The 23,270-nt window shown below is 48.4% G+C and carries 23 protein-coding genes; 6 read left to right on the top strand and 17 right to left on the bottom strand.

All coding sequences use genetic code 11. The annotated features are described in order from the left end of the window. Positions 1–16 precede the first annotated feature (16 nt). From EL216_RS04915 to EL216_RS04985, 15 genes are all read right to left on the bottom strand, one after another. The gene (locus tag EL216_RS04915) at positions 17–2,230 is read right to left on the bottom strand and encodes an ATP-binding protein (protein WP_085389317.1); all 2,214 of its coding nucleotides are present in this window, start codon (positions 2,228–2,230) and stop codon (positions 17–19) included. A gap of 491 nt (positions 2,231–2,721) precedes the next feature. Continuing rightward, positions 2,722–2,877, bottom strand: coding sequence for a 50S ribosomal protein L33 (gene rpmG / locus EL216_RS04920; RefSeq protein ID WP_003684373.1), 156 nt, complete (start codon positions 2,875–2,877; stop codon positions 2,722–2,724). A 29-nt stretch (positions 2,878–2,906) separates the two neighbouring features. Then, positions 2,907–3,140, bottom strand: coding sequence for a 50S ribosomal protein L28 (gene rpmB / locus EL216_RS04925; RefSeq protein WP_085389316.1), 234 nt, complete (start codon positions 3,138–3,140; stop codon positions 2,907–2,909). Between the two features lie 321 nt (positions 3,141–3,461). Next, on the bottom strand, positions 3,462–5,039 hold the full coding sequence (gene purH, locus EL216_RS04930) for a bifunctional phosphoribosylaminoimidazolecarboxamide formyltransferase/IMP cyclohydrolase (RefSeq protein WP_085389314.1): 1,578 nt from the start codon (positions 5,037–5,039) through the stop codon (positions 3,462–3,464). A gap of 83 nt (positions 5,040–5,122) precedes the next feature. Then, positions 5,123–5,365, bottom strand: coding sequence for a Fis family transcriptional regulator (locus tag EL216_RS04935; RefSeq protein ID WP_085389582.1), 243 nt, complete (start codon positions 5,363–5,365; stop codon positions 5,123–5,125). A gap of 81 nt (positions 5,366–5,446) precedes the next feature. After that, the gene (locus tag EL216_RS04940; protein ID WP_085389313.1) at positions 5,447–6,070 is read right to left on the bottom strand and encodes a LysE family translocator; all 624 of its coding nucleotides are present in this window, start codon (positions 6,068–6,070) and stop codon (positions 5,447–5,449) included. A gap of 142 nt (positions 6,071–6,212) precedes the next feature. Next, positions 6,213–7,211 carry a tRNA dihydrouridine synthase DusB gene (gene dusB / locus EL216_RS04945; RefSeq protein ID WP_085389312.1) on the bottom strand — a complete coding sequence of 333 codons (999 nt, stop codon included), beginning with the start codon at positions 7,209–7,211 and terminating at the stop codon, positions 6,213–6,215. 174 nt (positions 7,212–7,385) lie between these two features. Then, positions 7,386–7,586: a hypothetical protein gene (locus EL216_RS04950; protein WP_085389311.1), complete on the bottom strand. Its 201-nt coding sequence runs from the start codon at positions 7,584–7,586 to the stop codon at positions 7,386–7,388. Positions 7,587–7,596: 10 nt separating this feature from the next. After that, positions 7,597–8,901 carry a Xaa-Pro aminopeptidase gene (pepP, locus tag EL216_RS04955; RefSeq protein WP_085389310.1) on the bottom strand — a complete coding sequence of 435 codons (1,305 nt, stop codon included), beginning with the start codon at positions 8,899–8,901 and terminating at the stop codon, positions 7,597–7,599. 113 nt (positions 8,902–9,014) lie between these two features. After that, positions 9,015–9,389 (bottom strand): VanZ family protein, encoded by a 375-nt coding sequence (locus tag EL216_RS04960; protein ID WP_085389309.1) that lies wholly within the window; start codon positions 9,387–9,389, stop codon positions 9,015–9,017. A 66-nt stretch (positions 9,390–9,455) separates the two neighbouring features. Beyond that, on the bottom strand, positions 9,456–9,677 hold the full coding sequence (locus EL216_RS04965) for a dioxygenase (protein ID WP_085389308.1): 222 nt from the start codon (positions 9,675–9,677) through the stop codon (positions 9,456–9,458). An 806-nt stretch (positions 9,678–10,483) separates the two neighbouring features. Next, positions 10,484–11,812: a DUF3482 domain-containing protein gene (locus EL216_RS04970; RefSeq protein WP_085389307.1), complete on the bottom strand. Its 1,329-nt coding sequence runs from the start codon at positions 11,810–11,812 to the stop codon at positions 10,484–10,486. Between the two features lie 452 nt (positions 11,813–12,264). Next, complete coding sequence (locus tag EL216_RS04975) at positions 12,265–12,468, bottom strand: helix-turn-helix domain-containing protein (protein ID WP_085389306.1); 204 nt, start codon at positions 12,466–12,468, stop codon at positions 12,265–12,267. 197 nt (positions 12,469–12,665) lie between these two features. Next, a complete protein-coding gene (locus EL216_RS11055; RefSeq protein WP_164713855.1) occupies positions 12,666–13,028 on the bottom strand; it encodes a hypothetical protein in 363 nt (120 codons plus the stop codon). A 266-nt stretch (positions 13,029–13,294) separates the two neighbouring features. After that, positions 13,295–14,641 (bottom strand): DUF2868 domain-containing protein, encoded by a 1,347-nt coding sequence (locus EL216_RS04985; RefSeq protein WP_197720443.1) that lies wholly within the window; start codon positions 14,639–14,641, stop codon positions 13,295–13,297. Between the two features lie 134 nt (positions 14,642–14,775). Between EL216_RS04985 and EL216_RS04990 the strand changes: the two genes are divergently transcribed. The 4 genes from EL216_RS04990 (at position 14,776) to efeB (ending at position 19,462) form a co-directional block, all read left to right on the top strand. Further along, the gene (locus EL216_RS04990; protein ID WP_232005271.1) at positions 14,776–15,834 is read left to right on the top strand and encodes a hypothetical protein; all 1,059 of its coding nucleotides are present in this window, start codon (positions 14,776–14,778) and stop codon (positions 15,832–15,834) included. Between the two features lie 250 nt (positions 15,835–16,084). After that, on the top strand, positions 16,085–16,921 hold the full coding sequence (gene efeU / locus EL216_RS04995; protein ID WP_085389304.1) for an iron uptake transporter permease EfeU: 837 nt from the start codon (positions 16,085–16,087) through the stop codon (positions 16,919–16,921). A gap of 14 nt (positions 16,922–16,935) precedes the next feature. Continuing rightward, complete coding sequence (efeO, locus tag EL216_RS05000; protein WP_085389303.1) at positions 16,936–18,105, top strand: iron uptake system protein EfeO; 1,170 nt, start codon at positions 16,936–16,938, stop codon at positions 18,103–18,105. 79 nt (positions 18,106–18,184) lie between these two features. Then, positions 18,185–19,462 carry an iron uptake transporter deferrochelatase/peroxidase subunit gene (efeB, locus tag EL216_RS05005; protein WP_085389302.1) on the top strand — a complete coding sequence of 426 codons (1,278 nt, stop codon included), beginning with the start codon at positions 18,185–18,187 and terminating at the stop codon, positions 19,460–19,462. A gap of 86 nt (positions 19,463–19,548) precedes the next feature. Here the strand turns inward: efeB and EL216_RS05010 are convergent, their stop codons facing one another. Continuing rightward, the gene (locus EL216_RS05010) at positions 19,549–20,958 is read right to left on the bottom strand and encodes an alanine/glycine:cation symporter family protein (RefSeq protein WP_085389579.1); all 1,410 of its coding nucleotides are present in this window, start codon (positions 20,956–20,958) and stop codon (positions 19,549–19,551) included. A 305-nt stretch (positions 20,959–21,263) separates the two neighbouring features. On the opposite strand from EL216_RS05010, the gene EL216_RS05015 reads away from it, so the two are divergent. Further along, positions 21,264–21,992, top strand: coding sequence for a YebC/PmpR family DNA-binding transcriptional regulator (locus EL216_RS05015; protein WP_085389578.1), 729 nt, complete (start codon positions 21,264–21,266; stop codon positions 21,990–21,992). A 146-nt stretch (positions 21,993–22,138) separates the two neighbouring features. Further along, the gene (locus tag EL216_RS05020) at positions 22,139–22,609 is read left to right on the top strand and encodes a DUF302 domain-containing protein (RefSeq protein ID WP_085389577.1); all 471 of its coding nucleotides are present in this window, start codon (positions 22,139–22,141) and stop codon (positions 22,607–22,609) included. Positions 22,610–22,796: 187 nt separating this feature from the next. Here EL216_RS05020 and EL216_RS05025 read toward each other — a convergent pair whose 3' ends face one another. Continuing rightward, positions 22,797–23,153, bottom strand: coding sequence for an MliC family protein (locus tag EL216_RS05025; RefSeq protein WP_085389301.1), 357 nt, complete (start codon positions 23,151–23,153; stop codon positions 22,797–22,799). Positions 23,154–23,270: the final 117 nt, after the last annotated feature.

Consider the following 23,270-nt stretch of genomic DNA (forward strand, 5'->3'; position numbering starts at 1 on the left):
AATTTAGTTTTAAATCTTATATTCGTTTAGGCACTGTTAATGTAACCCGTGTATATGCATCTGCACGGGTTGCCAAAGCAATTCTCCCCTTCATTTGCTTAATACGATCACTGATAATATCCATTCCTACCCCGCGTCCTGCGTCTTGATTGCTTCCTTCCATAGTGGAGAAACCATGTATAAATATTTTTTGAATCAGACTTCTGGTATCCAGCTTAGCCGCTTCGTCTTTCGAATACATACCCCGTTCAACTAACTTGCTGCGGATAAGTTCGGTATTGATACCGGCACCGTCATCTTCGACAATCAGCCTGATAGAATCACCTTCCTCTTTCATCTCCATCCGAACATGTCCGGTAGACAATTTATGTTTATTCAAACGTATTTCAGGATTCTCAATACCATGCACTACCGCATTACGAAGTAATTGCACGGCCAACTCACGCAACTGGGTTTTAATAGTCATATTAATGCTCATATTATCCATACCCAAACAGCTAAAATCGACACGCTTGCCACAACGCTGAGACAACTCCTCTGCATATTTCGTCAATTGGCTCTTAGCTGGCTCCGGATTGGCTGCTTGGCGGCTTGCAGCTATTGATCTGCCGACTCTGCCTGTATTTCCTTCTTGACCGGAAATATGATTAATCCGCTTATTCAAATCTTCAATAGTTTGTGTCAGGCTAAACAACTCTTCCAGAGAAACAGTTAAAGTTAGGAAATCCTCACCATTAAGCATTTTCTTATTTTGCAACTCTTTCAAACTGGTTTCCAAATTTTCTGCAATCGATACGAATCCATGTAAATTTAATGAACTTGCATCGCCTTTTAAGCCATGCACCTCTCTGAAAATTGTCCGCAGTTTGGTGAAAAATTCGGCCTGTGCTTTTACGGGTTGCTTTAGTACTTCATTAATGTTGTTGTTACGCTTCTTGGTATTTTCAATAAAGTCAGTCAGCAATTGTGGATCTGCTTTCAAAATAAAAGTAAGCATTTCCATTTGCAAATCATTTTGCTCACGCTCCTTGGTAATTTTTTCTTCAAGCAATACCGCATTGGTAACATCACTCACACTAACCAACACCCGCACAATTTCTTCGTTGTCATAAACCCTGTTGAATTTAAAATCCAAATAGCGTTTTTCTTTTACACCGGATTCATTCATCACATTCATCGGACTATGGATTAAAGGATTCAAACTGGCAATCAAACGTTCTTTTGTACGCGGATTATATAGTTGTTGGACAAAGCTGCCCGCAGTCTCCAAATCTTCCGGATTTGCCACCATGTCGGACAATACGCTCAACATATTCTGTCCGCCAAGATTTTGCTTGCCCCACAAACGCTCCAATTCACTTGAATATTGCGAACCAATATTTAAATCTTTATCCAACAGAAAAAGGCCGTTGTTAATAGTTTGCATGATTTCTGTATTTTCACGCCGAGCGACAGCGGCAGCCAAATCCGCCTTCCCTAAGCGACGCATAAAGAAGCCGACAAAAAACAAGAAATAAAGAAGCGATAAAGCGATACCCGAAATCTGAATCCACCGCAGCAACGCTGCTTTTTCAGTAATATCTTCATTAAGCCCGACAATAATCTCATCAATGCCTTCATAAAGAGCATCCTGGTTATCGCTCGCAAATGTCGAAACCTTTCTGGCAAACTCCATATTTTGATTTGAAGCAACAGAATATTTGACCGCATCGTCAATTAAAGAATTGTAGTCTTTCCAGATACCCTGTACTTTTTGCAAAGACTGTCGTGTATCCCCTACTTTCAGGGGAGCCACACTGTTGAATCCTTCAACAACATCATAAGCACCGCCTTTATCCAATACATTCAAGAGGTTTTTAGCAACTTTCTGATATTCATCCAACAGCTTTTGCTTTTCAACCTGCAATGCAATATATTCGGGATCATTTGCAGCCTCAATATTGCCGCCTGCATCGCCATTTGTTTCTACTTCAGTTGTCTCAGGAATAAGTTTTTCCATACTCAATAACTGCAATGATTGAGTAATCGTTAACATATCGTAGACAGTATCGCTTAACGTACCTGCCACATCAATTTGCAATTGGCTTCTTTGGATTTGTCCTGAAATACGATAACCTGCAAACATTAGGCCTGAAACAAATAACAGAAATAATGCAATCGAAATAATTACATTCCGATAACGTTTAAATGAAAATTTTTGCTCATTGAAGGTTTTTTGGGCGTTATCCATAAATCTTCCCCTACAAAACTTAGAAATGAGACCGTTACCGGCCAAGCAGCCTGTTACGACATCACACGAAAGGTCGAGAGATAGCTTTGTTTAATAATCATGTTCCCCGCAAGCTTCTCTTCTTAAATTAAGAAGCTAATATACCAAACAATTTTACCGACTTCAGCAATGTCATTAAAATTATCTGACTGGGGTAAAGTTCTAAAGTTCATACTCTTATTAGAATCAATAGTTTTTGTTGCTATGCACACTGAAACTTTTTTGTTGTAAAACACATACAATTGTTAACCATAATTAACAAAATTTACAAACTCAAAACATTTTATGCTATTCAAATAAAATCATAATCTTAACACATGTTTCTATGTGAATTACAAAATCTTGATAACAAATTTTATTGATTCAGCTTCTTTTGCCTATTGCAAAATAACAAAAAAGCCTTTGCTCAATAAACAAAGGCTTTTTCATATTTATTTAGAAACAAAATTACTTTATTTCAATTTGGTTTCTTTGTAAATAACGTGTTTCCGAGCTACCGGATCAAATTTTTTGATCTCCAGTTTGCCAGGCATAGTACGTTTGTTTTTGGTAGTGGTATAAAAATGACCAGTACCGGCAGACGATTCCAGTTTGATTTTATCGCGCATTGCAGTATTCCTTAATCAAAATATTTAAATTAAGCTTCGCCGCGAGCACGCAAATCAGCCAAAACGGCATCAATGCCTACTTTGTCGATAGTACGCAACGCAGCACTTGATACGCGCAGGCGAACCCAGCGGTTTTCACTCTCTACCCAAAAACGACGTGATTGCAAGTTAGGCAAAAAACGACGTTTGGTTTTGTTGTTGGCATGTGATACGTTATTGCCAGACATCGGGCGTTTACCGGTCACTTTGCAAACTCGTGCCATGGTTAGTCTCCAAACTTCTAAAATAGTAAAACGCGATTTATACCATAAAAAGCAGTTTCTGTTCAAGTTCGTTTTTAAAACGGTTACGCTTTTACGATAACAATATATAAAAATGTTGTTTCTCTAAAACATAGAACGGCAAGATTCCGAATGATAATATACAGAACAAGTCCGATGTGTAAGCGAAGTATTTATTAATCAATTGAATCGATACGTAAGGCTCTGTATGCTTTATAAAATGATTCGGCTTATCGGCATACGCAATCTTTACCAAAGGCCGTCTGAAAATGGTTTTCAGACGGCCTTTGGTGTTTCTGAACATCAATGACGGAAGTGGCGGATTCCGGTCAATACCATTGCAATATCATGCTCATCTGCAGCGGCAAAAACCTCTTCATCACGCATTGAACCGCCCGGATGAATAATGGCTTTGATACCTTGCTCCGCAATGACATCGATACCGTCACGGAAGGGGAAAAAGGCATCAGATGCGGCACAGGCACCGTTTAGATCAAAACCGCCGTCTCGGGCTTTACGCGCGGCAATACGGGTCGAATCGACACGACTCATCTGGCCCGCTCCGATGCCATAGGTTTGACCGCCTTTGCCGAATACGATGGCGTTGGATTTGACGAATTTGGCCACATTCCACACAAACATCAAATCTTGCCATTCCTGCTCGGTAGGCTGGCGCTTCGATACCACTTTTAAATCCTCGCGCTTGATGCGGTGGATATCGGGTGTTTGCACCAGAAGCCCTCCGCCGACACGTTTCAACTCGAAGCGATTGGCTCCGACCAAAAGAGGCACTTCCAACACCCGCACGTTTTTCTTGGCTGCGATGATTTCTTTCGCTTTATCAGTAAATTTAGGTGCCATCAACACTTCGAGGAACTGGCCGGTAACGGCTTCCACCGTATCGGCATCCACTTCCCGATTAAACGCGATAATGCCGCCGAATGCGCTGGTAGTATCAGTGGCAAACGCTAATTTGTAAGCGGTCAGCGTATCATTTGCCACGGCCACTCCGCACGGATTGGCGTGTTTCACAATCACGCAGGCGGGTTGGTCGAATGCTTTTACGGCCTCCCAAGCGGCATCTGCGTCGGCGATGTTGTTGTATGACAATTCTTTTCCCTGCAATTGGCTGTATGCGGAAAGGCTGCCCGCAGCGGGATAAAGGTCGCGGTAAAACGCGGCCTGCTGATGCGGGTTTTCACCATAGCGCATTTCCTGCACTTTAACCCAGCTTTGGTTGATTTGGTTCGGAAACTCGTTTACTTCAGGCTCACCGGACAGTTTTTCATCCGACACGCTGGTTAAGTAGTTGGAAATCATGCCGTCGTATTGGGCGGTGTGGCTGAATGCTTTGCAAGAAAGGTTGAAACGGGTTTTGTCGCTCAATATTCCGCCGTTGCTTTGCAGCTCTTCAACCACTTTTTCGAAGTCGCCGTTATCGGTAACGATGGCGACATGTTTCCAGTTTTTAGCAGCAGAACGCACCATGGTGGGGCCGCCGATATCGATGTTTTCAATCGCATCTTCCAAGGTGCAGCCCGGTTTGGCTATGGTGGCAGCAAAAGGATAAAGATTCACGCATACCAAGTCGATGGTATCGATACCGTGTTCTTTCATTTTGGTAACGTGTTCGTCTAAATCGCGGCGGCCCAGAATACCGCCGTGGATTTTCGGATGCAGTGTTTTCACGCGGCCGTCGAGCATTTCGGGGAAACCAGTATAGTCGGCCACTTCGATAGCCGGCACACCGGCATCGGCCAGCATTTTGGCAGTACCGCCGGTAGACAGAATTTCAACACCCAGCTTAGTTAAAGCTTGGGCAAATTCAACAACACCTGTTTTGTCAGACAAACTGATCAACGCTCTTTTTACTGCTGCCATGTTTCCATTTCCTTTTGACTAGGCAATATAAAAAATTAAAAGCAGGCCGGTTTCTTGGTAAAAACCCTCCTGCCTATCGAACATTATTCGATTAACCCGTGCTGCAACAGCTTTTTCCGTAAAGTATTACGGTTCAACCCCAGCATAACCGCTGCCTTCGACTGGTTGCCGCCGCATTCCGACATCACGCATTCCAACAGTGGTTTTTCCACTTGGTGCAACACCATGTCGTAAACTGCACAAGGCACTTCTCCGTTTAAATCTCTAAAATACTGCTTCAAATTTTGCTCGATGCAATGAGCAATATCAGGAATATTGTTTTTCATAACAGCTTCTTTATTATTGATTATTGCAAACAGGCTTTTCAGACGGCCTCTCAAATACACAGGCCGTCTGAAAAAACTTCATCAACGGCCGGTAATCACTTTTACACCTAACAACACCAGCAGGCCGCCGCATAGTCGGTCTATCCAATGCCCGACACGCCGGAAACGGCGGTTAACTGCGGGCATGGAGAGCATGCAGGAAACAGCGGCAAACCATAAAAACAGGATAACCGCCATCCATGCGCCGTAAACAGCAAGTTGCCATGCAGGCATATCGGGGGAAAGCACAACGGTAAACAATGAAAGCATAAATACGACGGCTTTCGGATTCAGCACGTTACATAAAAAACCGCGCCGTATGGTTTTAAATGCCGGCTCGGTTGCCAACGCTTCCCGCCTGATTTCCGTAGCGGTTTGCGCTTGCACGTGCAAGCCTTTGATGCCGATGTAAATCAGGTAGGATCCGCCGATGATTTTTACCGCCAGCAATAGATTTTCCGAATGGGTGACAACCGCAGTCAATCCCAACACCGAGTAAACCATATGTACGCCGAATCCCAGCGCAATGCCCAAACTGGTAAGAATGCCCGCAGAACGGTTGCGGCATAGCGATTGCTGCGACACCAAGACAAAATCAGGCCCGGGCGAAGCCACCGCCAGCAGATGGATGCCGGTAATCACCCAAAAGCCCTGCCAAAAATCCATGATGTTTCTCCTTGGTTTATTTTTATTTTTGCTTTTTATTATGCCCGAACAACGGCACCGCTTTTTCTTTCCGAACAAGCCGTTTCAAAACCGCCGTTCTGCATGCCTCCACACTCTCGGCCGAACCTGTTTTCAGACGGCCTCAACGGTAGCCGCACACCCAACGGTCTGTTTTTTCTTGCAGCTTTTCCAGATACAGAGCCAATGCGTCGTATTGTTCTGCCGCACTGTCCAAACGGTTGATTTCACGGCGGGCTGCTTCTCCATCGGGCATTTCGTCTATATACCACCCGATATGCTTGCGGGCGATGCGCACACCTGCGGTTTCGCCGTAAAAATCGTGCATGGCCCGAAGATGCTGCAGCACGGTTTCACTGCATTCCGCCACACTTAACGGTGCGGGTAAACTGCCGTGCTCCGTATAATGTTTCAAATCGCGAAACAGCCACGGCCTGCCTTGTGCGCCCCGCCCTATCATCACGCCGTCCGCTCCGGTTTGTTTTAAGACAGCCTCGGCTTTCTGCGGGCTAGCAATGTCGCCGTTTACCCATAAAGGTATGTTCAGACGGCCTTTCACTTCGGCAATCAAATCATAACTGGCTTCGCCCTTATACATCTGCGTACGTGTGCGCCCGTGTACAGCAAGTGCGGCGATGCCGGCATCTTCGGCGATTCGGGCGACAGTTAAAACATTTTTATGTTCGTCGTGCCAACCTAAACGGGTTTTCAGCGTTACCGGCACATTGACGGCACCGACCACCGCATTCAGGATATCGGCCACCAACGGCTCGTTTTGCAGCAAAGCACTGCCAGCCAGCACGTTACACACCTTCTTTGCCGGACAACCCATATTGATATCGATTACCTGCGCTCCTTGTTCGACATTGTAACGTGCCGCATCCGCCATTTGTAACGGATCGCTGCCGGCAATCTGCACGGCGATAACGCCGTTTTCTCCACTGAAATCACTACGGCGCAGGGTTTTGCGTGTGTGTCTGAGCGTCGGGTCACTAGTCAGCATTTCGCCTACCGCCCAACCTGCCCCGAAATCCCTGCAAAGCCTGCGGAACGGTTTGTCGGTAATGCCGGCCATCGGCGCTAATGCGATGGGGTTGTCGATAAAATATGCGCCGATATACATAGGAAAACGGTCAGAAAGAGATTTGGAGATTGTACATTTTTTAAGCAGGCTTTCCAATCGGAAATTACCCTGCGGCAGGTAAATTTTGGCGGAGCGGGAAAGCAGATGCCCATAAGATAAAGCCGTCTGAAAACGTTTTCAGACGGCCTGAGTGAGCTTAACAATAAACCGACCTCAGCGTCCGAACAATTCGGCAACCATTTTCACCTGTTCTTCAGTATAAGCCTCCCCGCCTATTTTTGCGGCCACGGCAAACTCGCCACTCAAGCCTTTCACCGTACAAACCTCCTGCCAACCTTGCAGACGTTCTTCGTCCGTGCGTTCGTTTTTCAGACGGCGTACGGTTTGTACGGTTTCTTTAATTTGCCGGTTCATGTTGCCCCGCTCAACCGCGCATGATTTCTTCGATTTCGGCAACTTCTTTCGGCACGGTAGCCGTATAAACTTCGCAGCCGTTTGCCGTTACGCAAACATTGTCTTCAATACGGATGCCGATATTATGGAACGCTTCCGGCACATCATCGGCGGCATTCACGTAAATTCCGGGCTCGATGGTGGTGCACATACCCGGTTGCAACAATACGGGCTGGCCGTTGAACCACCTACCTCCGACATCATGTACGTCCAAGCCCACCCAATGCCCCAAACCATGCATGTAAAAACGTTGGTAGGCATTCGATTCGATATTACCCTCCACCGAACCTTGCAACAGTTTAAGATCCACCATGCCCTGCACCAGAATAGCCAAAGCACTGCGGTGAATATCTGCCCAGTTGATTCCGGGCTTAACTGCATCAATCGCGGTTTTGTTTGCCGCCAGCACCACTTCGTAAAGATCTTTTTGGGCGGCGTTGAATTTGCCGTTCACCGGAAACGTACGGGTGATATCGCCCGCATAACCCTGATATTCGGCCCCCGCGTCAATCAGCAGCAAATCACCGTCTCTCAGCAAATCTTTATTTTCAACATAATGCAGGCAGCAGGCATTTTTTCCGCCGGCAACAATAGTGTTATAGGAAGGGAAACGTGCGCCGTGATGCATAAATTCATGCAATATTTCCGCCTCGATCTGCAATTCACCCATACCCGGCCGGGTTTTCTGCATGGCCCGGATATGCGCCAGCGCGCTGATTTGCCCTGCTTTCCTTAATAAATCGATTTCGCTGTCGTCTTTGATTAAGCGCATCGCATCCAACAACACCGACAAATCGGCAAGCGTGTCGGGCGCATAAGTATTGGCCTGAATACGCTGCCCCGCCCCTTGCCGAACGCGGCTCCAATGCTGCATCAGCACGCAGTCTTGTTCGGAATATTGCCCCCATAGCGCATATAAGCGGCGTTTGTTGGTAAGGGCTTCGGGAATATGGTCACTCCATTCGCTGATGCTGTAAGCCGCATCAAAATCAAAAACCTCGCGTGCCGCTTCGGGGCCGTAGCGGAAACCGTCCCACGTTTCGCGTAACGAATCTTTATCGCGGCAATAGAGCGTACTTGTTTGCGCCGTGCCGTCAAGCATCAACACCGCCTCGGTTTCGGGAAAACCGGTAAGGTAATGGAAATAACTGTCTTGGCGAAAAGGGAACGAAGTATCGTTGCTGCGACGCTGTTCAGGTGCTGAAAACAACACAGCAATGCTGTTGCGGCCGATTTGTTGCAGTAATTTGGCACGGCGTTCGGCAAAGGGTTCCATAACATGATTCTTTCTTATCCAACATATATAAATAGAAATGACAGAGGCCGTCTGAAAACATTTGCCCCGCAAAAACTGCACCACGCTTATTTTCAGACGGCCTGAAATCTTTATTATGACGATTCCGGCTCATTTGCATCAACTTTCCGCGCCAACCACAAAGCCGTTACCGCCCCGGCAATATCAACCAAAGCATCAGCTGCACTGCCCTCGCGGGTTTGGGTAAACATCGCCTGCGCCGCTTCGCTTGCCACAGCCAGCAAAGCAGCAACCGCCAGCAATGCAATATAAGGAATCGGTCGGCGATCGCTCATAAAGGCTTTGGCGCACAACCAGAATTGGGCAAAAAACAAGGCGAAATGCGCTGCTTTATCAAAATGCGCAAACGGCGGCACGGAACCGTCAGCCTCTCGGAATATCAAAAAATACACCCCCGCTGCAAACCACAGCAATGCAAACAGGGAAAATTTATTGGCGGGAATGTTCATAAGCAGCAAATACCATTAGTCAGTATCGAAAACCGCAAACCGGATAAAATCTTGCAAAGGCACCGCTTATCCGATGCCTGCGTCCTCTCCCTCTTCTTCCAACCAAGTTTGGCAAACCTCGGCCAAACGCGCAAATTTACCTCCGCGTCGGCGCAGGATATCCCGCCACTTTGCCACTTCCTCCACGCTCGGAGCTTCGTCGATGCTGCATTCATGCAAGCAAAAATCCAATGTTTCGGCAACAACTGTGGGCGATTCGGTTTCAATTAATTCTGTAAGTACCGACATAACGAATATAAGCCTGTCTGAAAAATATTATGTATTTTAACGTGTTTGAAAGGCTTGATATAGCCTGAACAGAACGTATAGAAAAATGTTGTTTATCGAACATTGCCTCAATACACCGCAAGTAATTAGACAACAATTTCATACAAAAAAATAGGCCTGTCAAAGGCCGCATGAAACAATATAACTTAACAGATTCAGAAAATAAGTCGAAAAAAATGCACACATTCCATAGAATGTGTGCCAAGTCTACAAAGGAGAAATAGAGGAGAAACTATTAACTGACTACTCGAACCAGCTAACGGAGCAAATTATGCACGCCCTACATCATAACCGTCAAGATATTTTCTTATTATATTTCTTAATATAGTCGTTTTAATTTTTTTATGTAGCTTTATTTCTAAAATAAATGTCCTTTTGCGAACAAAAACCAGCTGCAACCAACAACATCAGGGCTTCTTCACTCCACCTCTAAAAAACTGGGCTTTTCAGAGATCAAATCAAACAGATAAAAAAAAATGCGCATATCTTTGGGATATGCGCCAAGTCTACAAAGGAGAAATAGAGGAGAAAAATCAAGCTGCATTAAGCAACTCGATGGAAAGCATTTTGCCTTTATCGCCACGACAGGTCAATTTCATTTTGCGGTTTTGTTCGATTTGCTCTAAAAAAGTACCATAAAAACAACAAATTTATGTTGTTTTATTTTCGATTTCAACAAGGAAAAATGCTTACAGCATTGAATTTTCAGGTTTTTATGCGTTAAAAATAATCATTGCAACACCATTTCCACAACTTACCCCTACTTTCTATAACTTCCTCGTCAATACCTTTGCCGCTTCCTCACGTTCGCGCCTGCTTTGCTCCGGCAAATGCGTGTTCAAAGCAGACCATTTCGGCTGGCTTCTGGCTTTGTTCAATTCAGACGGCAGTTTGGAAGGCTGCCACGGCGTTTTGCCGCTCAGCATCTGAATCTGGGCTTGCGCCGCATGGCCGCGTTTTTGCAGCGCGTTGAGCAAATCCAAAGCACGGGCGGCCAATAATGTGATGGTTTCGGGGTCGATATGCAGCGTTTGAATGCCGGATAATTTATCGCTGATGGTTTGCATGTTCGGCAGCACACCGCCGAGCACGCCGCCGATGGCTGTGCCCAAACCGAGCGAACCGCCGAGCGTTACCATGTCCACACCCAAGCCGATTAACGCGCCCGTGGCCGCGCCCGTACCGGTGCGGATACCGTATTCTTTAAGTAAATCCGCGTCAAACGGGTCTTGGCGGAATTCTTTTAACGCCCATTCACCCGTGTCGATTTCGCTGTGGTAAAAACGGTAGGTTTGGAATAACTGCTGCTGAAGCTGACGTTCCAACTGGCGCACAGCGGCCTGCATGGTTTGCAATACAGGTTCGGGGTTGTCGTCTTCGTCAATTTCCTGCTTGTACGCAGCCACATCGAGCAGAAAATGGGCGATATCGTGTTTGGCATCGCTGTCGAGCTTCTGCCATTCTCGGCGGCGCATCCCCATCAAGCGGTCGAGCGTATCGCGTTCGGGCAGCATGGTGGCGAGGTTATCCCACAAGCGGATTTCACCTTCAAAATCAAAGGCAACGGTATCGAATCCGCTGTAAACATGCAGCCCGCGCCTCGCCAGCATGGTTGTCCATTCGCTTAAATCCTGCCCTTCGATAAAGTTGAACACCGGCATCACGGGTTTGGCGCACCACGAAAGCACAGTCAGCTCGTCTTTATATTTGTTCAACACCGGCTCGCGCGCATCCACCACATACAAAGCCATATCGCTCTGCAAAAGCTGGCGCAATACTTTGGCTTCCTGATTGAAATCGCCTGCCGCTTCAGGGCTGTCGAGAAACTGCTGCAAACGCTCGATGCCGTCTGAACGGCTGGAAGTATTGGCTTCCAACCAATCCAGCACACCGCCCGCATCTTCCAAACCGGGCGTGTCGTAGAGGTAAACCAGCGTATTGCTGCCGTCGCTAATCGCCGCCTCTTCCACATGGCGCGTAGTGGCGGGCGCGTTTTTGACTTCGCCGAACTGACTGTCGCGCAGCAAGGTACGCAGCAGAGAGGTTTTACCGGTGTTGGTGTGGCCGACGACGGCTAGGGATAGGGGATTTTGCATGGCAAAAGCTTACATTGAATTAACAGCCTGCATTTTAGGCTGCAGGTCTTGTACCGACAAGGTATTCTCGTTAACTTAAAAGTATAAATGCTAATGCACATAGAATTGATGGCTGTTTTTTAATTTTCTGAGTATTTTCAGGCTTAATATAGTCAATCAACTTAATTTTAATAACAAAACAGTCATACTCGAACTTAACTCAAGCATGACGGAACAGTTGCTAAGCAATTGATTTGATAAACAAGTAAAATTTTTCTCTGCAATGTTGTAGGGGCGGATTACATATCCGCCCGCAGCGGCAAATCTTACAAGGATTGTCCAGATATTCCAGAAATGTAAACACGGGCTGATATACAATCCACCCCTACTATTGTGTTACTAAGTAAATAGTTTAGCTAATATAAATCCATCAAATATCTCCATAAAACTAGGCCGTCTGAAATAAACAGAATTTATTTCAGACGGCCTAGTTTTGCCAAATCACGCTGTAACAATTCTTCTAAGGGCAATTCCAGCGCAACTGCAATCCGTCCCATTATATCAATCGACACCGCTCTGCTGCCCCGTTCTATTTTGCAAATATAGGTTTTACTGATTCCTACTTCAAATACCAATTCTTCGTGAGAGATTCCTTTCAGACAGCGTATTTGATACATGTCCTGTGTGAGAACTGAGCTGTAAGGTATAGGTTAGGTTTTTCCATGTATATATATTATATAAAGTATAAAAAGCCGTGCTTACTAAACAATTAATTCTAATGGTATATTTTCCAACTGTGATTGAATTAGATTTCATTTTAATTTATATTTACTTCTTATTTATAAAAAATTTTCAGCTAAAAAAAACATATTATTTAAGGAGATAATACAAAAATGTGTGCAGCAAAAAACAATAACCCGAACTGGCCAAGTAAAACAGGCAATCCGTCCGGCAGTGGCAGAGGAAACAATCCACCATCAAGCAAAAGTAGTTCAAACAATCCGAACTGGCCGAGTAAAACAGGTAATCCGTCCGGCAGTGGCAGAGGAAACAATCCACCATCAAGCAAAAGTAGTTCAAACAATCCGAACTGGCCGAGTAAAACAGGTAATCCGTCCGGCAGTGGCAGAGGAAACAATCCACCATCAAGCAAAAGTAGTTCAAACAATCCGAACTGGCCGAGTAAAACAGGTAATCCGTCCGGCAGTGGCAGAGGAAACAATCCACCATCAAGCAAAAGTAGTTCAAATAAAAAGTGAATATATTTTCTTAATTAAATTCAAATTGTGATAAAAACCTTCACAATAAACAACCACGACTCAAGTAATCTTTTGCCACCATAAAGCCTTAGTTAGCAATTTATCTTGCAAACAGACTGCTAAAAACTGAGGCGTTGTATGTGCGCAAAAGGCTATGTTGTAATAACGGGCTACCATTAATTTATCTTAACCATAAAAAACAAAAAGCCGTCTGAAATTTATTTTTCAGACGGCTTTTTGTTTTTCAGACGGCCTCCCGCTCCAACCGCTCCTGCTGGCTAACCCTAGCCGGATTCAACCACGGCAAACTGCGTTCGGTTAGGGCTGCGTGCCATTGGCTTAAATAGTCTTCGAGGCCGTCTGAAAAGTCTTTTTCCGCCAGCAACTGCACCACTGCTCCACCTTGTGCGGCTTCGGCCAAAGCGGTGATTTGGCGCAGAATGCCACGGTCGGGCACGCTGCGGGCGCGGATGCCGATCAGCAGTTGTGCGGGCTGTGTCTGCAATTCGTTTTTTAAGACGGCCACGGCATCGCGGCTGTCGGCGGTGCCTTTGTCGAGCCAATCTTGTCCTAAGATGTGTTTGAACCATGTTTTGTCGGGCCATTCGGCATCGAGCATCACGGCCCATTTGGGGGATTGGTTGAGGCTGATTTTGGGGGCGACGGCGGTAACGGTTTCGCTTTGGGTGTCGGCATCGACAACGCGCTGCTGCCATTGTTGGATGATTTGTTGGTAATAGGGTTTTTCAAGCGGCAGCGGGCTTTGGGTGCGGCGGGAAAGGATTTTGCACACGAGCCATGCGGCGAAGCGCGGCAGCAGGCCGTAGCAGATGATGCTGCCGATTAAGAGGCCGCCCCATTGTCGGGAGGCGGTGATGTCGTTGTTCAGACGGCTGTTTAAGACGGCCTCGGTATCGGGCACGGGAAAGCCGAGTCTGGCGGGCAGCCATGATAAAACCTGCACGGCTTTGACGAAGGTGCCGTCACTCAACAGGGTGCTTTCCCAATTGAAGGTGTATTGGCGCACGGTGAGCAGCAGCACGACGGCTGCGAGCATGCCGAGCAGGGTGGCCAGCCACAGACGGTGGGTGGTTTGACCGATCAGCCAGCGGGTGGCGGGCTTGCTCCATTCGTCGCTATACAGGCGCAGGATGGCTTGGTTAACGGGGTCTTTGCCGCGTATCCACATGGCGGGATTGGCAAAAAAACCGTTGGGTTTAAAGCGCATGCCTACGGCGACAAGCCACACCAGCAGCATTAAGGTATGCAAACCTAGCACACCTGCCAACACGAAAAAGAAGTTCAGCCCCGATTGCTGCATTAGGGTAAAGGTGCCGAGAAACCCACTTACCAGCCAAAACACGGTAGCCGCCAGCAGCAGCCATGCAAACAGGCTGCGGACGCGGGCAAGGCTGTCTTGCAGCTTGTGGTCGCTGTCGATCATTTCGGCGCGGCGGTTGAGTTTGGTTTCGGAATTGCCGTCGGCGTGGCGCAGGGCTTCGGTAATGGGTTGCGGGTCGGCAGGGAAAATGTAGCTGCGTTCCTGAAGCAGGCGCACGAGTTCGGTAAGCTGGCGGTGTGGGTTGAGCATAGAAAATGAAGAGGCTGTTTGAAAATAAGGCGTTATTTTAGCATAGGCCGCTTTTCAGACGGCCTTATGGCAAATGCGGTGTAAATTTAGTATGCTAGCGCGTAGACATAAAGATAAAGAAGGAGAAACAGACCATGAGCGCTATCCACCACCTCTCTCTCGGCCTGCTGGCCGGTGCAGCATCATTCACCGTTTGGGCTGATCACATGCCGGCCGAAGAGCCGGTTTCAGCGAAAACGCAAGCCGTCTCGGAACAACAACCGGTTTATGTGCCGGTTACCCGCTCCGCCCCTGCCGAAGAGCAGGAACAACACAATACTTGGGTGGACAGAAGGCATAAAGACATCCGCATCACTCTGAGCGGCTGGGCGCATAATATGGACGACTGGTTCGGCGACCCCGATCCCGACAACCCCGCTACTGCCAACCTGCGCCTGATCGTTGATACCTCATGGAACAAACACGACGATTTTTCCGTCAAGCCCCGTGTTCGCGGCAAAGTGAAGCTGCCCGTGCTGCAAAAACGCCTGAACGTGGTATTCGGTGATGATTCGTTGGACAGTGAGCCGCAGCAAACAGGTCATCTATACGACGAAACCGTTCAAAACCGCCAAAAAACCTTCAGCAAAACCGAAACCCGTGAGAGCAACTCATCTCTTGCACTACGCTGGTCAGACATCGGCAAATACACCGGCATAGACACCGATGCCGATATCGGTATCCGCTCCGGCGACGATTTATATGTGCGTTTGAAAGGCAGTAAAGATTGGGATTTAGGCAACGATTTCAGCACCCGCGTCGAACAAATTTACCGCTACGGCCTCAAAAGCGAACACCACACCCGCACCACTTGGGAAGTGCGCCACGGCAAAGCCGGCAAACCGTTTATCGCCAACCACTTGAATATCGAATACAACCACAAAGACCAAGACGAACATTGGACATGGGGCAACAGCCTCTACCGCCAACACGATTTTCCCAATCACAAACGCCTGAACTACGGCATCTACACGGGCGGCGACATCAAAAACAAAAAGGTAAAACTCAACAGCTACGGCCCGTTTGCAGGCTGGCGGCAACCGGTTTGGCGCGAATGGCTGTTTGTTCAACCCGAAATCAATTATCTCAATAACCGCAAAGAAAACCGTAAACACCATGCGGGAGTATTGGTGCGTATGGAAGCGTTATTTTAAATCGCATTGGTTTTCCCACTTGATATCCGGCAAGGCATCCGCTTGACCTTGCCGGATTTATTTCTATTATATCCCTGTGTATTTCCGATTCCCTTAACCCTCTGAAGCAAACTATCCCTTATCAAATTAATATCTAAATATTCACGGAACCAACACTCATCCCATCTTTCAAACCAATAATAAAAACGATTTGCATTATTAAAAAAATAAGCATATAACCCGATAACAATCTCCCCCCAAGAATGAAATTATGTTGATTGCTTTTCTGATTATGCTTCGCGAAGGCATTGAAGCAGCTTTGATTGTGGGTATCGTTGCCGGATTTCTGCACCAGTCGGGCAACAGTCATTTAATGCCCAAAGTGTGGCTGGGCGTGCTGTTAGCCGCGTTGATGTGCTTGATTCTCGGATACGGTATCCATACCGCCACCGGCGAAATTCCGCAAAAACAGCAGGAATTGGTCGTCGGCATCATCGGACTGGTAGCCGTTGCCATGCTGACTTACATGATTTTATGGATGCAGAAAGCGGCGCGCTCCATGAAGCAGCATCTGCACGATTCGGTTCAGACGGCCTTAAACCGCAGCAGCGGGCAAGGCTGGGCATTGGTGGGTATGGCTTTTTTGGCGGTAGCCCGCGAAGGTTTGGAGAGCGTGTTTTTCCTGCTTGCCGTATTCCAACAAAGCCCGAGTTGGCACATGCCGGCAGGTGCGGTGCTGGGGCTGGCGGCAGCCGTTGTAATCGGCATGTTGGTTTATCAGGGCGGTATGCGCCTGAATCTGGCGAAATTTTTCCGCTGGACGGGCGTTTTTCTGATTTTTGTGGCCGCCGGACTGCTCGCCGGTTCGCTACGTGCGCTGCATGAAGCGGGCGTATGGAACCGGCTGCAAACCATCGTTTTCGACATTTCCCATATCCTGCACGAAGACAGCCCGCTGGGCGTATTGCTCGGCGGCTTTTTCGGCTATACCGACCACCCCACGCAGGGCGAAGTTTTGGTGTGGCTGCTCTACCTGATTCCCGTGATGTATTGGTTTTTACGCGGCAGCTCACCGGCTGCAGCTGTTGGAAAATCCCCAGTAAATTGAGAAAGAGGTAAAACATGAAGAAACTGAACCTAACCGCTTTATCCGTATTGATCGCGCTCGGCCTTTCCGCCTGCCAACCGCCCGAAGCCGAAAAAACCGCTGCGCCCGCATCCGGCGCACCGGCCGAAGCCAAAGCGCAAGACGGCAGCTTCAATATGGCGGTTAACGATGAAAAATGCGAACCGATGGAACTCACCGTGCCCAGCGGCGAAGTGGTGTTCAACATTAAAAACAACAGCAGCCGCAAGCTCGAATGGGAAATCTTAAAAGGCGTGATGGTGGTGGACGAACGTGAAAACATCGCCCCCGGCCTTGCCGACAAAATGACCGTTACCCTGCTGCCCGGCGAATACGAAATGACCTGCGGCCTGCTCAACAACCCGCGCGGCAAACTCACCGTAACCGACAGCGGCTTCAAACAGGCGGGCGGCGAAGCGGATATGGCCAAACTCGCCCAACCGCTGGCCGACTATAAAACCTATGTCCAACAGGAAGCCGACCAATTGGTAAGCAAAACCGCCGCTTTTGTTGCCGCCGTGAAAGCGGGCGAAACCGACAAAGCCAAAGCCATGTTTGCCGACACCCGTACCCACTACGAGCGCATCGAACCGATTGCCGAGCTGTTTAACGAACTCGACCCCGCTATCGACGCGCGTGAAGACGACTTTAAAGCCGGCCCCAAAGACCCAGCCTTCAGCGGCTTCCACCGCATCGAACACGCCTTGTGGATCGAAAAAACCACCAAAGGCGTTGAAGCCGTGGCCGACAAGCTCGAACAAGACGTGAAAAAACTCAAGCAGGAAATCGACGTGCTGACCTTCCCGCCCAACAAAGTAGTCGGTGGTGCGGCAGAGCTGGTTGAAGAAGTGGCCAACAGCAAAATCAGCGGCGAAGAAGACCGTTACAGCCACACCGACTTGAGCGACTTCAACGCCAATATGGAAGGCGCACAAAAAATCGTTGCTCTGTTCCACCCGCTGATTGCCGAAAAAAACAAAGCTCTGCTGGATAACGTCGATGCCAACTTCAAAGCCGTGAACGACATTTTGGCGAAATACAAAACCGCCGACGGCTTTGCAACCTACGACAAGCTTACAGAAGCCGACCGTAAAACCTTACAAGCACCGATTAACGCCTTGGCCGAAGACTTAGCCAAACTTCGCGGCACACTCGGCCTTAACTGATTTCTGTTTCATCAACCCTTTTCAGACGGCCTCAGTACATCAAAAGGCCGTCTGAAAACATTAATGTAACAAAACCATCATGAACAACGACAACCAATCCCCTATCCAACCCGAAAAACGTACCTTCCTCAAAGCCGCCGTTGCCGCGGCCGCCACCGGTGCTGTCGCTGCCGCGGGCGGTTTCACATGGGGCGAGAAAAAAGGCCGCAACGAAGAGAAAGCCGCACTCATGCAGCATTCCACAGAAAGCTACAACTGCTACGGCCAACATCAGGCAGGCATCACCACCCCGCACCAACAATTCGGCATCATGGCTGCTTTCGACGTGCTCGCCAAAACCCCGAAAGAATTGGAAAAACTATTCCGCATCATCACCAGCCGCATCGAATTTCTCACCCAAGGAGGCGAACTGCAAGACGGCGATGCCAAACTGCCGCCTTCGGGCAGCGGCATACTCGGCAAAATCATCCGCCCCGACGGGCTAACCGTTACCCTGAGCGTCGGAGCCAGCCTGTTTGACCAACGCTTCGGGCTGGCCGCCAAAAAACCCAAACACCTGCAGGAAATGAAAGACTTCTTCAACGACAAACTGCAAGCCGAATGGAGCGACGGCGACCTCAGCCTGCAAATCTGTGCCTTTACCCCCGAAACCTGCCAAAACGCCCTGCGCGACATCATCAAAAACACCGCGCAATACGCCATCATCCGCTGGAGCATAGACGGCTTCCTACCCAAATCCGAACCCGGTTCCGCCGCCCGCAACCTGCTCGGCTTCCACGACGGCACTGCCAACCCCAACGTAGCCGACCCCAAAACCGCCGATCAGGTGCTATGGACGGGCATCGCCGCCAACAGCTTGGACGAACCCGCGTGGACGAAAAACGGCAGCTACCAAGCCGTGCGCATCATCCGCCATTTCGTCGAATTTTGGGACAGAACACCGCTGCAAGAGCAAGAAAGTATTTTCGGACGCGAAAAATACAGCGGCGCACCCTTGGGCATGAAATATGAAAACGACGTTCCCGATTACAGCAAAGACCCCGAAGGCGAAGTGATTCCGAAAGACAGCCACATACGCGTCGCCAACCCGCGCGACCCCGAATTTATGAAGAAACACCAACTGTTCAGACGGCCTTACAACTATTCGCGCGGCCTCTCCAAAGCCAGCCAACTCGATGTCGGCTTGGTGTTTATCTGCTATCAGGCCAATCTGGAAGACGGCTTCATCTTCGTGCAAAAACTGCTCGATACCGAACCGCTGGAAGAATACATCAGCCCCTTCGGCGGCGGCTATTTCTTCACGCTGCCGGGCGTTGAAAAAGGCGGCTTCTTCGGCCAAAGCCTCTTAGATATTTGATTTGCTTTCAGGCCGGATAACTTGAGGCCGTCTGAAAAACTTTTCAGACGGCCTCAAGGATGAAGGTACCTTCGATAATGATTGATTTACAGATGCTCTTGATAAGGGTAAGACAATTCCTGCCCTGCTTTTTTCTGACGCAGATAATCGTCAAACACTTCCCGTACTTCCTTACGCAATAAAAACAGCGCAATCAAGTTCGGAATCACCATAAAGCCGTTGAACATATCCGACATATTCCAAACCAGATCCACCTTGCCCAGCGTGCCGAGCACAATCGCCGTCAGCACCAGCAGGCGGTATACGCTCAGGTATTTGTTTTTAAACAGATAGCGGATATTCGATTCGCCGAAATAATACCAACCGATGATGGTGGTGAACGCAAAGAAAGTCAAACACACGGCCAGCAGTTTTTGGCCGAAGCTGCCGAATGCAATATTGAAGGCTTCCTGCGTAACCGCCGCGCCTTTCAAACCGAGCAGGTTGGCATCGGTAAGCAAAATAATCAACGCCGTGGCGGTGCACACCAGAATCGTGTCGATAAACACCCCTACAAAAGCCGCCATCCCCTGCTGAACGGGATGTTTCACATCGGCGGTGGCATGGGCATGCGGAGTGGAGCCCATACCCGCCTCATTGGAAAACAAACCGCGCGCCACACCGTAACGAACGGCTTCGCGCATACCGATACCGGCCAAGCCGCCTCCCAATGCGGCGGGGCTGAACGCCGCCGTAAAAATATGCTGGATCATCGGCACGATATGGTTTGAAAAGCGGAATAAAATCACAATCGCGCACAAAATATACACTATCGCCATAAACGGCACGACCAACTGGGTAACTTTGGCAATACGGGTTACGCCGCCCATGATGATCATGCCTGCCAAAACAGCCAGCATGATTCCCACCGCCAGCGACGGAATGTCAAACGCCACCGTTACCGCCGAAGCAATCGAGTTTGCCTGCGTTGCATTGCCGATAAAACCGAGTGCCAGAATAATCGCCACCGAGAAAATCCCGGCCAGCACTTTGGCCGCGGACGAACCGATTTTCGACGGCAGCCCGCGTGAAATGTAAAACGCAGGGCCGCCGATATATTTGCCGTGGCTGACGATGCGGTATTTCTGCGCCAGCACTGCTTCGGAAAAAATGGTCGACATGCCGAGCAATGCCGAGAGCCACATCCAGAAAATCGCCCCCGGCCCGCCGGCCGTAATCGCCGTGGCCACGCCCGCCACATTGCCCGTGCCGATCTGTGCCGACACCGCTACCGCAAGCGCTTGAAATTGCGACAGCGATTTGTGGTCTTTTTCCCCGTCTTGCTTTTTAAACAACCCGCCGAACACCATTTTCACCGCCGTACCGAATTTAGCAATCTGCGGCGCACCGAGATACACGGTAAAAAACAAACCGATGCCCAACAAGGCATAAATCAAAAGATAATCCCACAGCACTGAATTGACGGCATTCACTACCGAGGACAACATCTCTTCCATACTTTTCATCTCCGCGATACATCAAACAGCTAATCACACTGCCTTTTCCGCTTACAGCAAAAAAAGCAAGTAATCATACCTTAAATTTACCCCTCTGCGGCACCGATCCGGCAAAGCTTGATTTATAACAGCCTCCCTACTTTACCGTCAGCATCCGGCTTATCCGCCCGCACAGGCCGTCTGAAAACTTTTCAGACGGCCTGTGCGCTGCATTCCTCCCCAAATCTTTTGTGCTAAAATGCACGCCTCAAAATTACCCGCCCGCCCTGTTTACCGCAGGAGCGGCATTGAAAGGACAAACCAATATGGCAGGCCATAGCAAGTGGGCGAACATCCGCCACAAAAAAGAACGTCAAGATGCCAAACGCGGCAAGATTTTCACCCGTCTGATTAAAGAAATCACCGTAGCAGCCAAAATGGGCGGCGGCGATCCCGCATCCAATCCCCGCCTGCGCTTGGCAATGGACAAAGCATTCGACAACAACATGCCCAAAGACAACGTGCAACGTGCCATCGACAAAGGCACGGGCAATTTGGAAGGCGCGGAATACGTCGAACTGCGCTACGAAGGCTACGGCATCGGCGGTGCCGCCTTGATGGTAGACTGTCTGACCGATAACAAAACCCGTACCGTTGCCGACGTACGCCACGCGTTCAACAAAAACGGCGGCAACCTCGGCACCGACGGCTGCGTGGCCTTCAACTTCGTACATCAGGGCTATCTGCTGTTCGCTCCGGGCGTAGACGAAGACGCATTAATGGAAGCGGCCCTCGAAGCCGGTGCGGAAGATGTAGTCACCAATAACGACGGTTCAATCGAAGTGATTACCGCCCCCAACGATTGGGCGGGCGTAAAAGCCGCTCTCGAAACGGCGGGTTTCAAATCGGAAGACGGCGACGTTACCATGCGCGCCCAAAACGAAACCGAATTGAGCGGCGAAGATGCAGAAAAGATGCAGAAGCTGATTGATGCTCTGGAAGATTTGGACGACGTACAAAACGTTTACACTTCGGCAGTATTAAATTTTGAATAATATTGTAAGTTTTCAGACGGCCTGAACGTCTAACTTACATTTAATCAATAAAGCAGGTTTACAATAAGCCTGCTTTTTGTTTAACTTTTACCGTTCTACCTTATGCCTTTCAAACATTTGCCACAAAAGGAGACGTTATGAAACCCTTGAAAACAGCCCTTTACCTTATCGCCGCCATCACTTTGGCAGCTTGTACACATACTCCGCATACAGGCGAACATGCCGAATCATCCGCACCTACCATCCATTCCGTAGCCAGCCGTTACACTTTCAACGAAACCGTTTCCCGTTTGGAAAACACCATTAAAGCCAAAGGCATGGTTGTATTTACCGTTATCGACCACCAAGCCGCCGCACAAAAATACGGCCTGACCATGCAACCGGCCAAAGTGATAGTGTTCGGCCAGCCGAAAATAGGTACGCCGCTAATGTTGAAAGACCCCGAATTCGCTCTGCAACTTCCCATGCGCGTACTGGTAACCGAAACCAACGGGCAAGTAAAAGCCGTATTTACCGACATCCGCACCCTTATCCGCGGCAGCCACATCGAATACCGCGATGTAGAAAACACATTGGCTAATGCGGAAAAACTGATTCGGAAAACCGTTAGCGAATAATGTTTGATATATGCAAGACCGTCTGAAAACAAGTAACCCGAGTCTTGAAAATTAAACATTAAAATCAAAAGGCCCGATTTCCGAGCAACAGGGAAATCGGGCCTGCAAAGAAATAATCAAACCGCCCGTTTTCCGGCAGCTTCATCCCAAAACCATCAGATGATTTTTAATATTTAGAAAAGATAAATTATTGAGCTTGGCAAGAAGTTTCGGTTACATTGCCATAAGGATCGGTAAAGCTCAAAATAGCATCTCCGCCTTTTTGATGCCATTCGGTTTTCTTATCGTTAGAAACATAACGTTCACCGGAACCGGAAACCGCACTAGACAATACCGCACGGCTCTTACTGTCGCTCAAACCATATTCCAAAGCAACTTTATCTTGGCCTGCATTTTTTACTGCCACAACAAATCCGTTTTGGCAACTGAACGTTTGAGCAGCCTGTTGGCCCACATCTGCACCGCCATGTCCATTTCCGTCGGTACTGCAAGCCGCAGCAGCCAAAACCAAAGCCAAAGGAGCGAGGATTTTTACTGTTTGCATCAAATGAATCCTTATATCTAGTGAAAATTAGAAACAGAGAACCGCGCCTGATGGAGGCAAGGCTGATTTCATCTTAAGTGCTGCATAGAACATTTACAATTTCACTTAACTTTCATT

It is taken from the genome of Neisseria animaloris (genome assembly GCF_900637855.1).
Taxonomy (GTDB): domain Bacteria; phylum Pseudomonadota; class Gammaproteobacteria; order Burkholderiales; family Neisseriaceae; genus Neisseria; species Neisseria animaloris.

Bases quoted from the DNA above. Each gene is read 5' to 3' on its own strand.
- EL216_RS04915 (WP_085389317.1), bottom strand. From the start codon at position 2,230: ATGGATAACGCCCAAAAAACCTTCAATGAGCAAAAATTTTCATTTAAA.
- rpmG (WP_003684373.1), bottom strand. From the start codon at position 2,877: ATGCGCGATAAAATCAAACTGGAATCGTCTGCCGGTACTGGTCATTTT.
- rpmB (WP_085389316.1), bottom strand. From the start codon at position 3,140: ATGGCACGAGTTTGCAAAGTGACCGGTAAACGCCCGATGTCTGGCAAT.
- purH (WP_085389314.1), bottom strand. From the start codon at position 5,039: ATGGCAGCAGTAAAAAGAGCGTTGATCAGTTTGTCTGACAAAACAGGT.
- EL216_RS04935 (WP_085389582.1), bottom strand. From the start codon at position 5,365: ATGAAAAACAATATTCCTGATATTGCTCATTGCATCGAGCAAAATTTG.
- EL216_RS04940 (WP_085389313.1), bottom strand. From the start codon at position 6,070: ATGGATTTTTGGCAGGGCTTTTGGGTGATTACCGGCATCCATCTGCTG.
- dusB (WP_085389312.1), bottom strand. From the start codon at position 7,211: ATGTATATCGGCGCATATTTTATCGACAACCCCATCGCATTAGCGCCG.
- EL216_RS04950 (WP_085389311.1), bottom strand. From the start codon at position 7,586: ATGAACCGGCAAATTAAAGAAACCGTACAAACCGTACGCCGTCTGAAA.
- pepP (WP_085389310.1), bottom strand. From the start codon at position 8,901: ATGGAACCCTTTGCCGAACGCCGTGCCAAATTACTGCAACAAATCGGC.
- EL216_RS04960 (WP_085389309.1), bottom strand. From the start codon at position 9,389: ATGAACATTCCCGCCAATAAATTTTCCCTGTTTGCATTGCTGTGGTTT.
- EL216_RS04965 (WP_085389308.1), bottom strand. From the start codon at position 9,677: ATGTCGGTACTTACAGAATTAATTGAAACCGAATCGCCCACAGTTGTT.
- EL216_RS04970 (WP_085389307.1), bottom strand. From the start codon at position 11,812: ATGCAAAATCCCCTATCCCTAGCCGTCGTCGGCCACACCAACACCGGT.
- EL216_RS04975 (WP_085389306.1), bottom strand. From the start codon at position 12,468: ATGTATCAAATACGCTGTCTGAAAGGAATCTCTCACGAAGAATTGGTA.
- EL216_RS04985 (WP_197720443.1), bottom strand. From the start codon at position 14,641: ATGCTCAACCCACACCGCCAGCTTACCGAACTCGTGCGCCTGCTTCAG.
- EL216_RS04990 (WP_232005271.1), top strand. From the start codon at position 14,776: ATGAGCGCTATCCACCACCTCTCTCTCGGCCTGCTGGCCGGTGCAGCA.
- efeU (WP_085389304.1), top strand. From the start codon at position 16,085: ATGTTGATTGCTTTTCTGATTATGCTTCGCGAAGGCATTGAAGCAGCT.
- efeO (WP_085389303.1), top strand. From the start codon at position 16,936: ATGAAGAAACTGAACCTAACCGCTTTATCCGTATTGATCGCGCTCGGC.
- efeB (WP_085389302.1), top strand. From the start codon at position 18,185: ATGAACAACGACAACCAATCCCCTATCCAACCCGAAAAACGTACCTTC.
- EL216_RS05010 (WP_085389579.1), bottom strand. From the start codon at position 20,958: ATGGAAGAGATGTTGTCCTCGGTAGTGAATGCCGTCAATTCAGTGCTG.
- EL216_RS05015 (WP_085389578.1), top strand. From the start codon at position 21,264: ATGGCAGGCCATAGCAAGTGGGCGAACATCCGCCACAAAAAAGAACGT.
- EL216_RS05025 (WP_085389301.1), bottom strand. From the start codon at position 23,153: ATGCAAACAGTAAAAATCCTCGCTCCTTTGGCTTTGGTTTTGGCTGCT.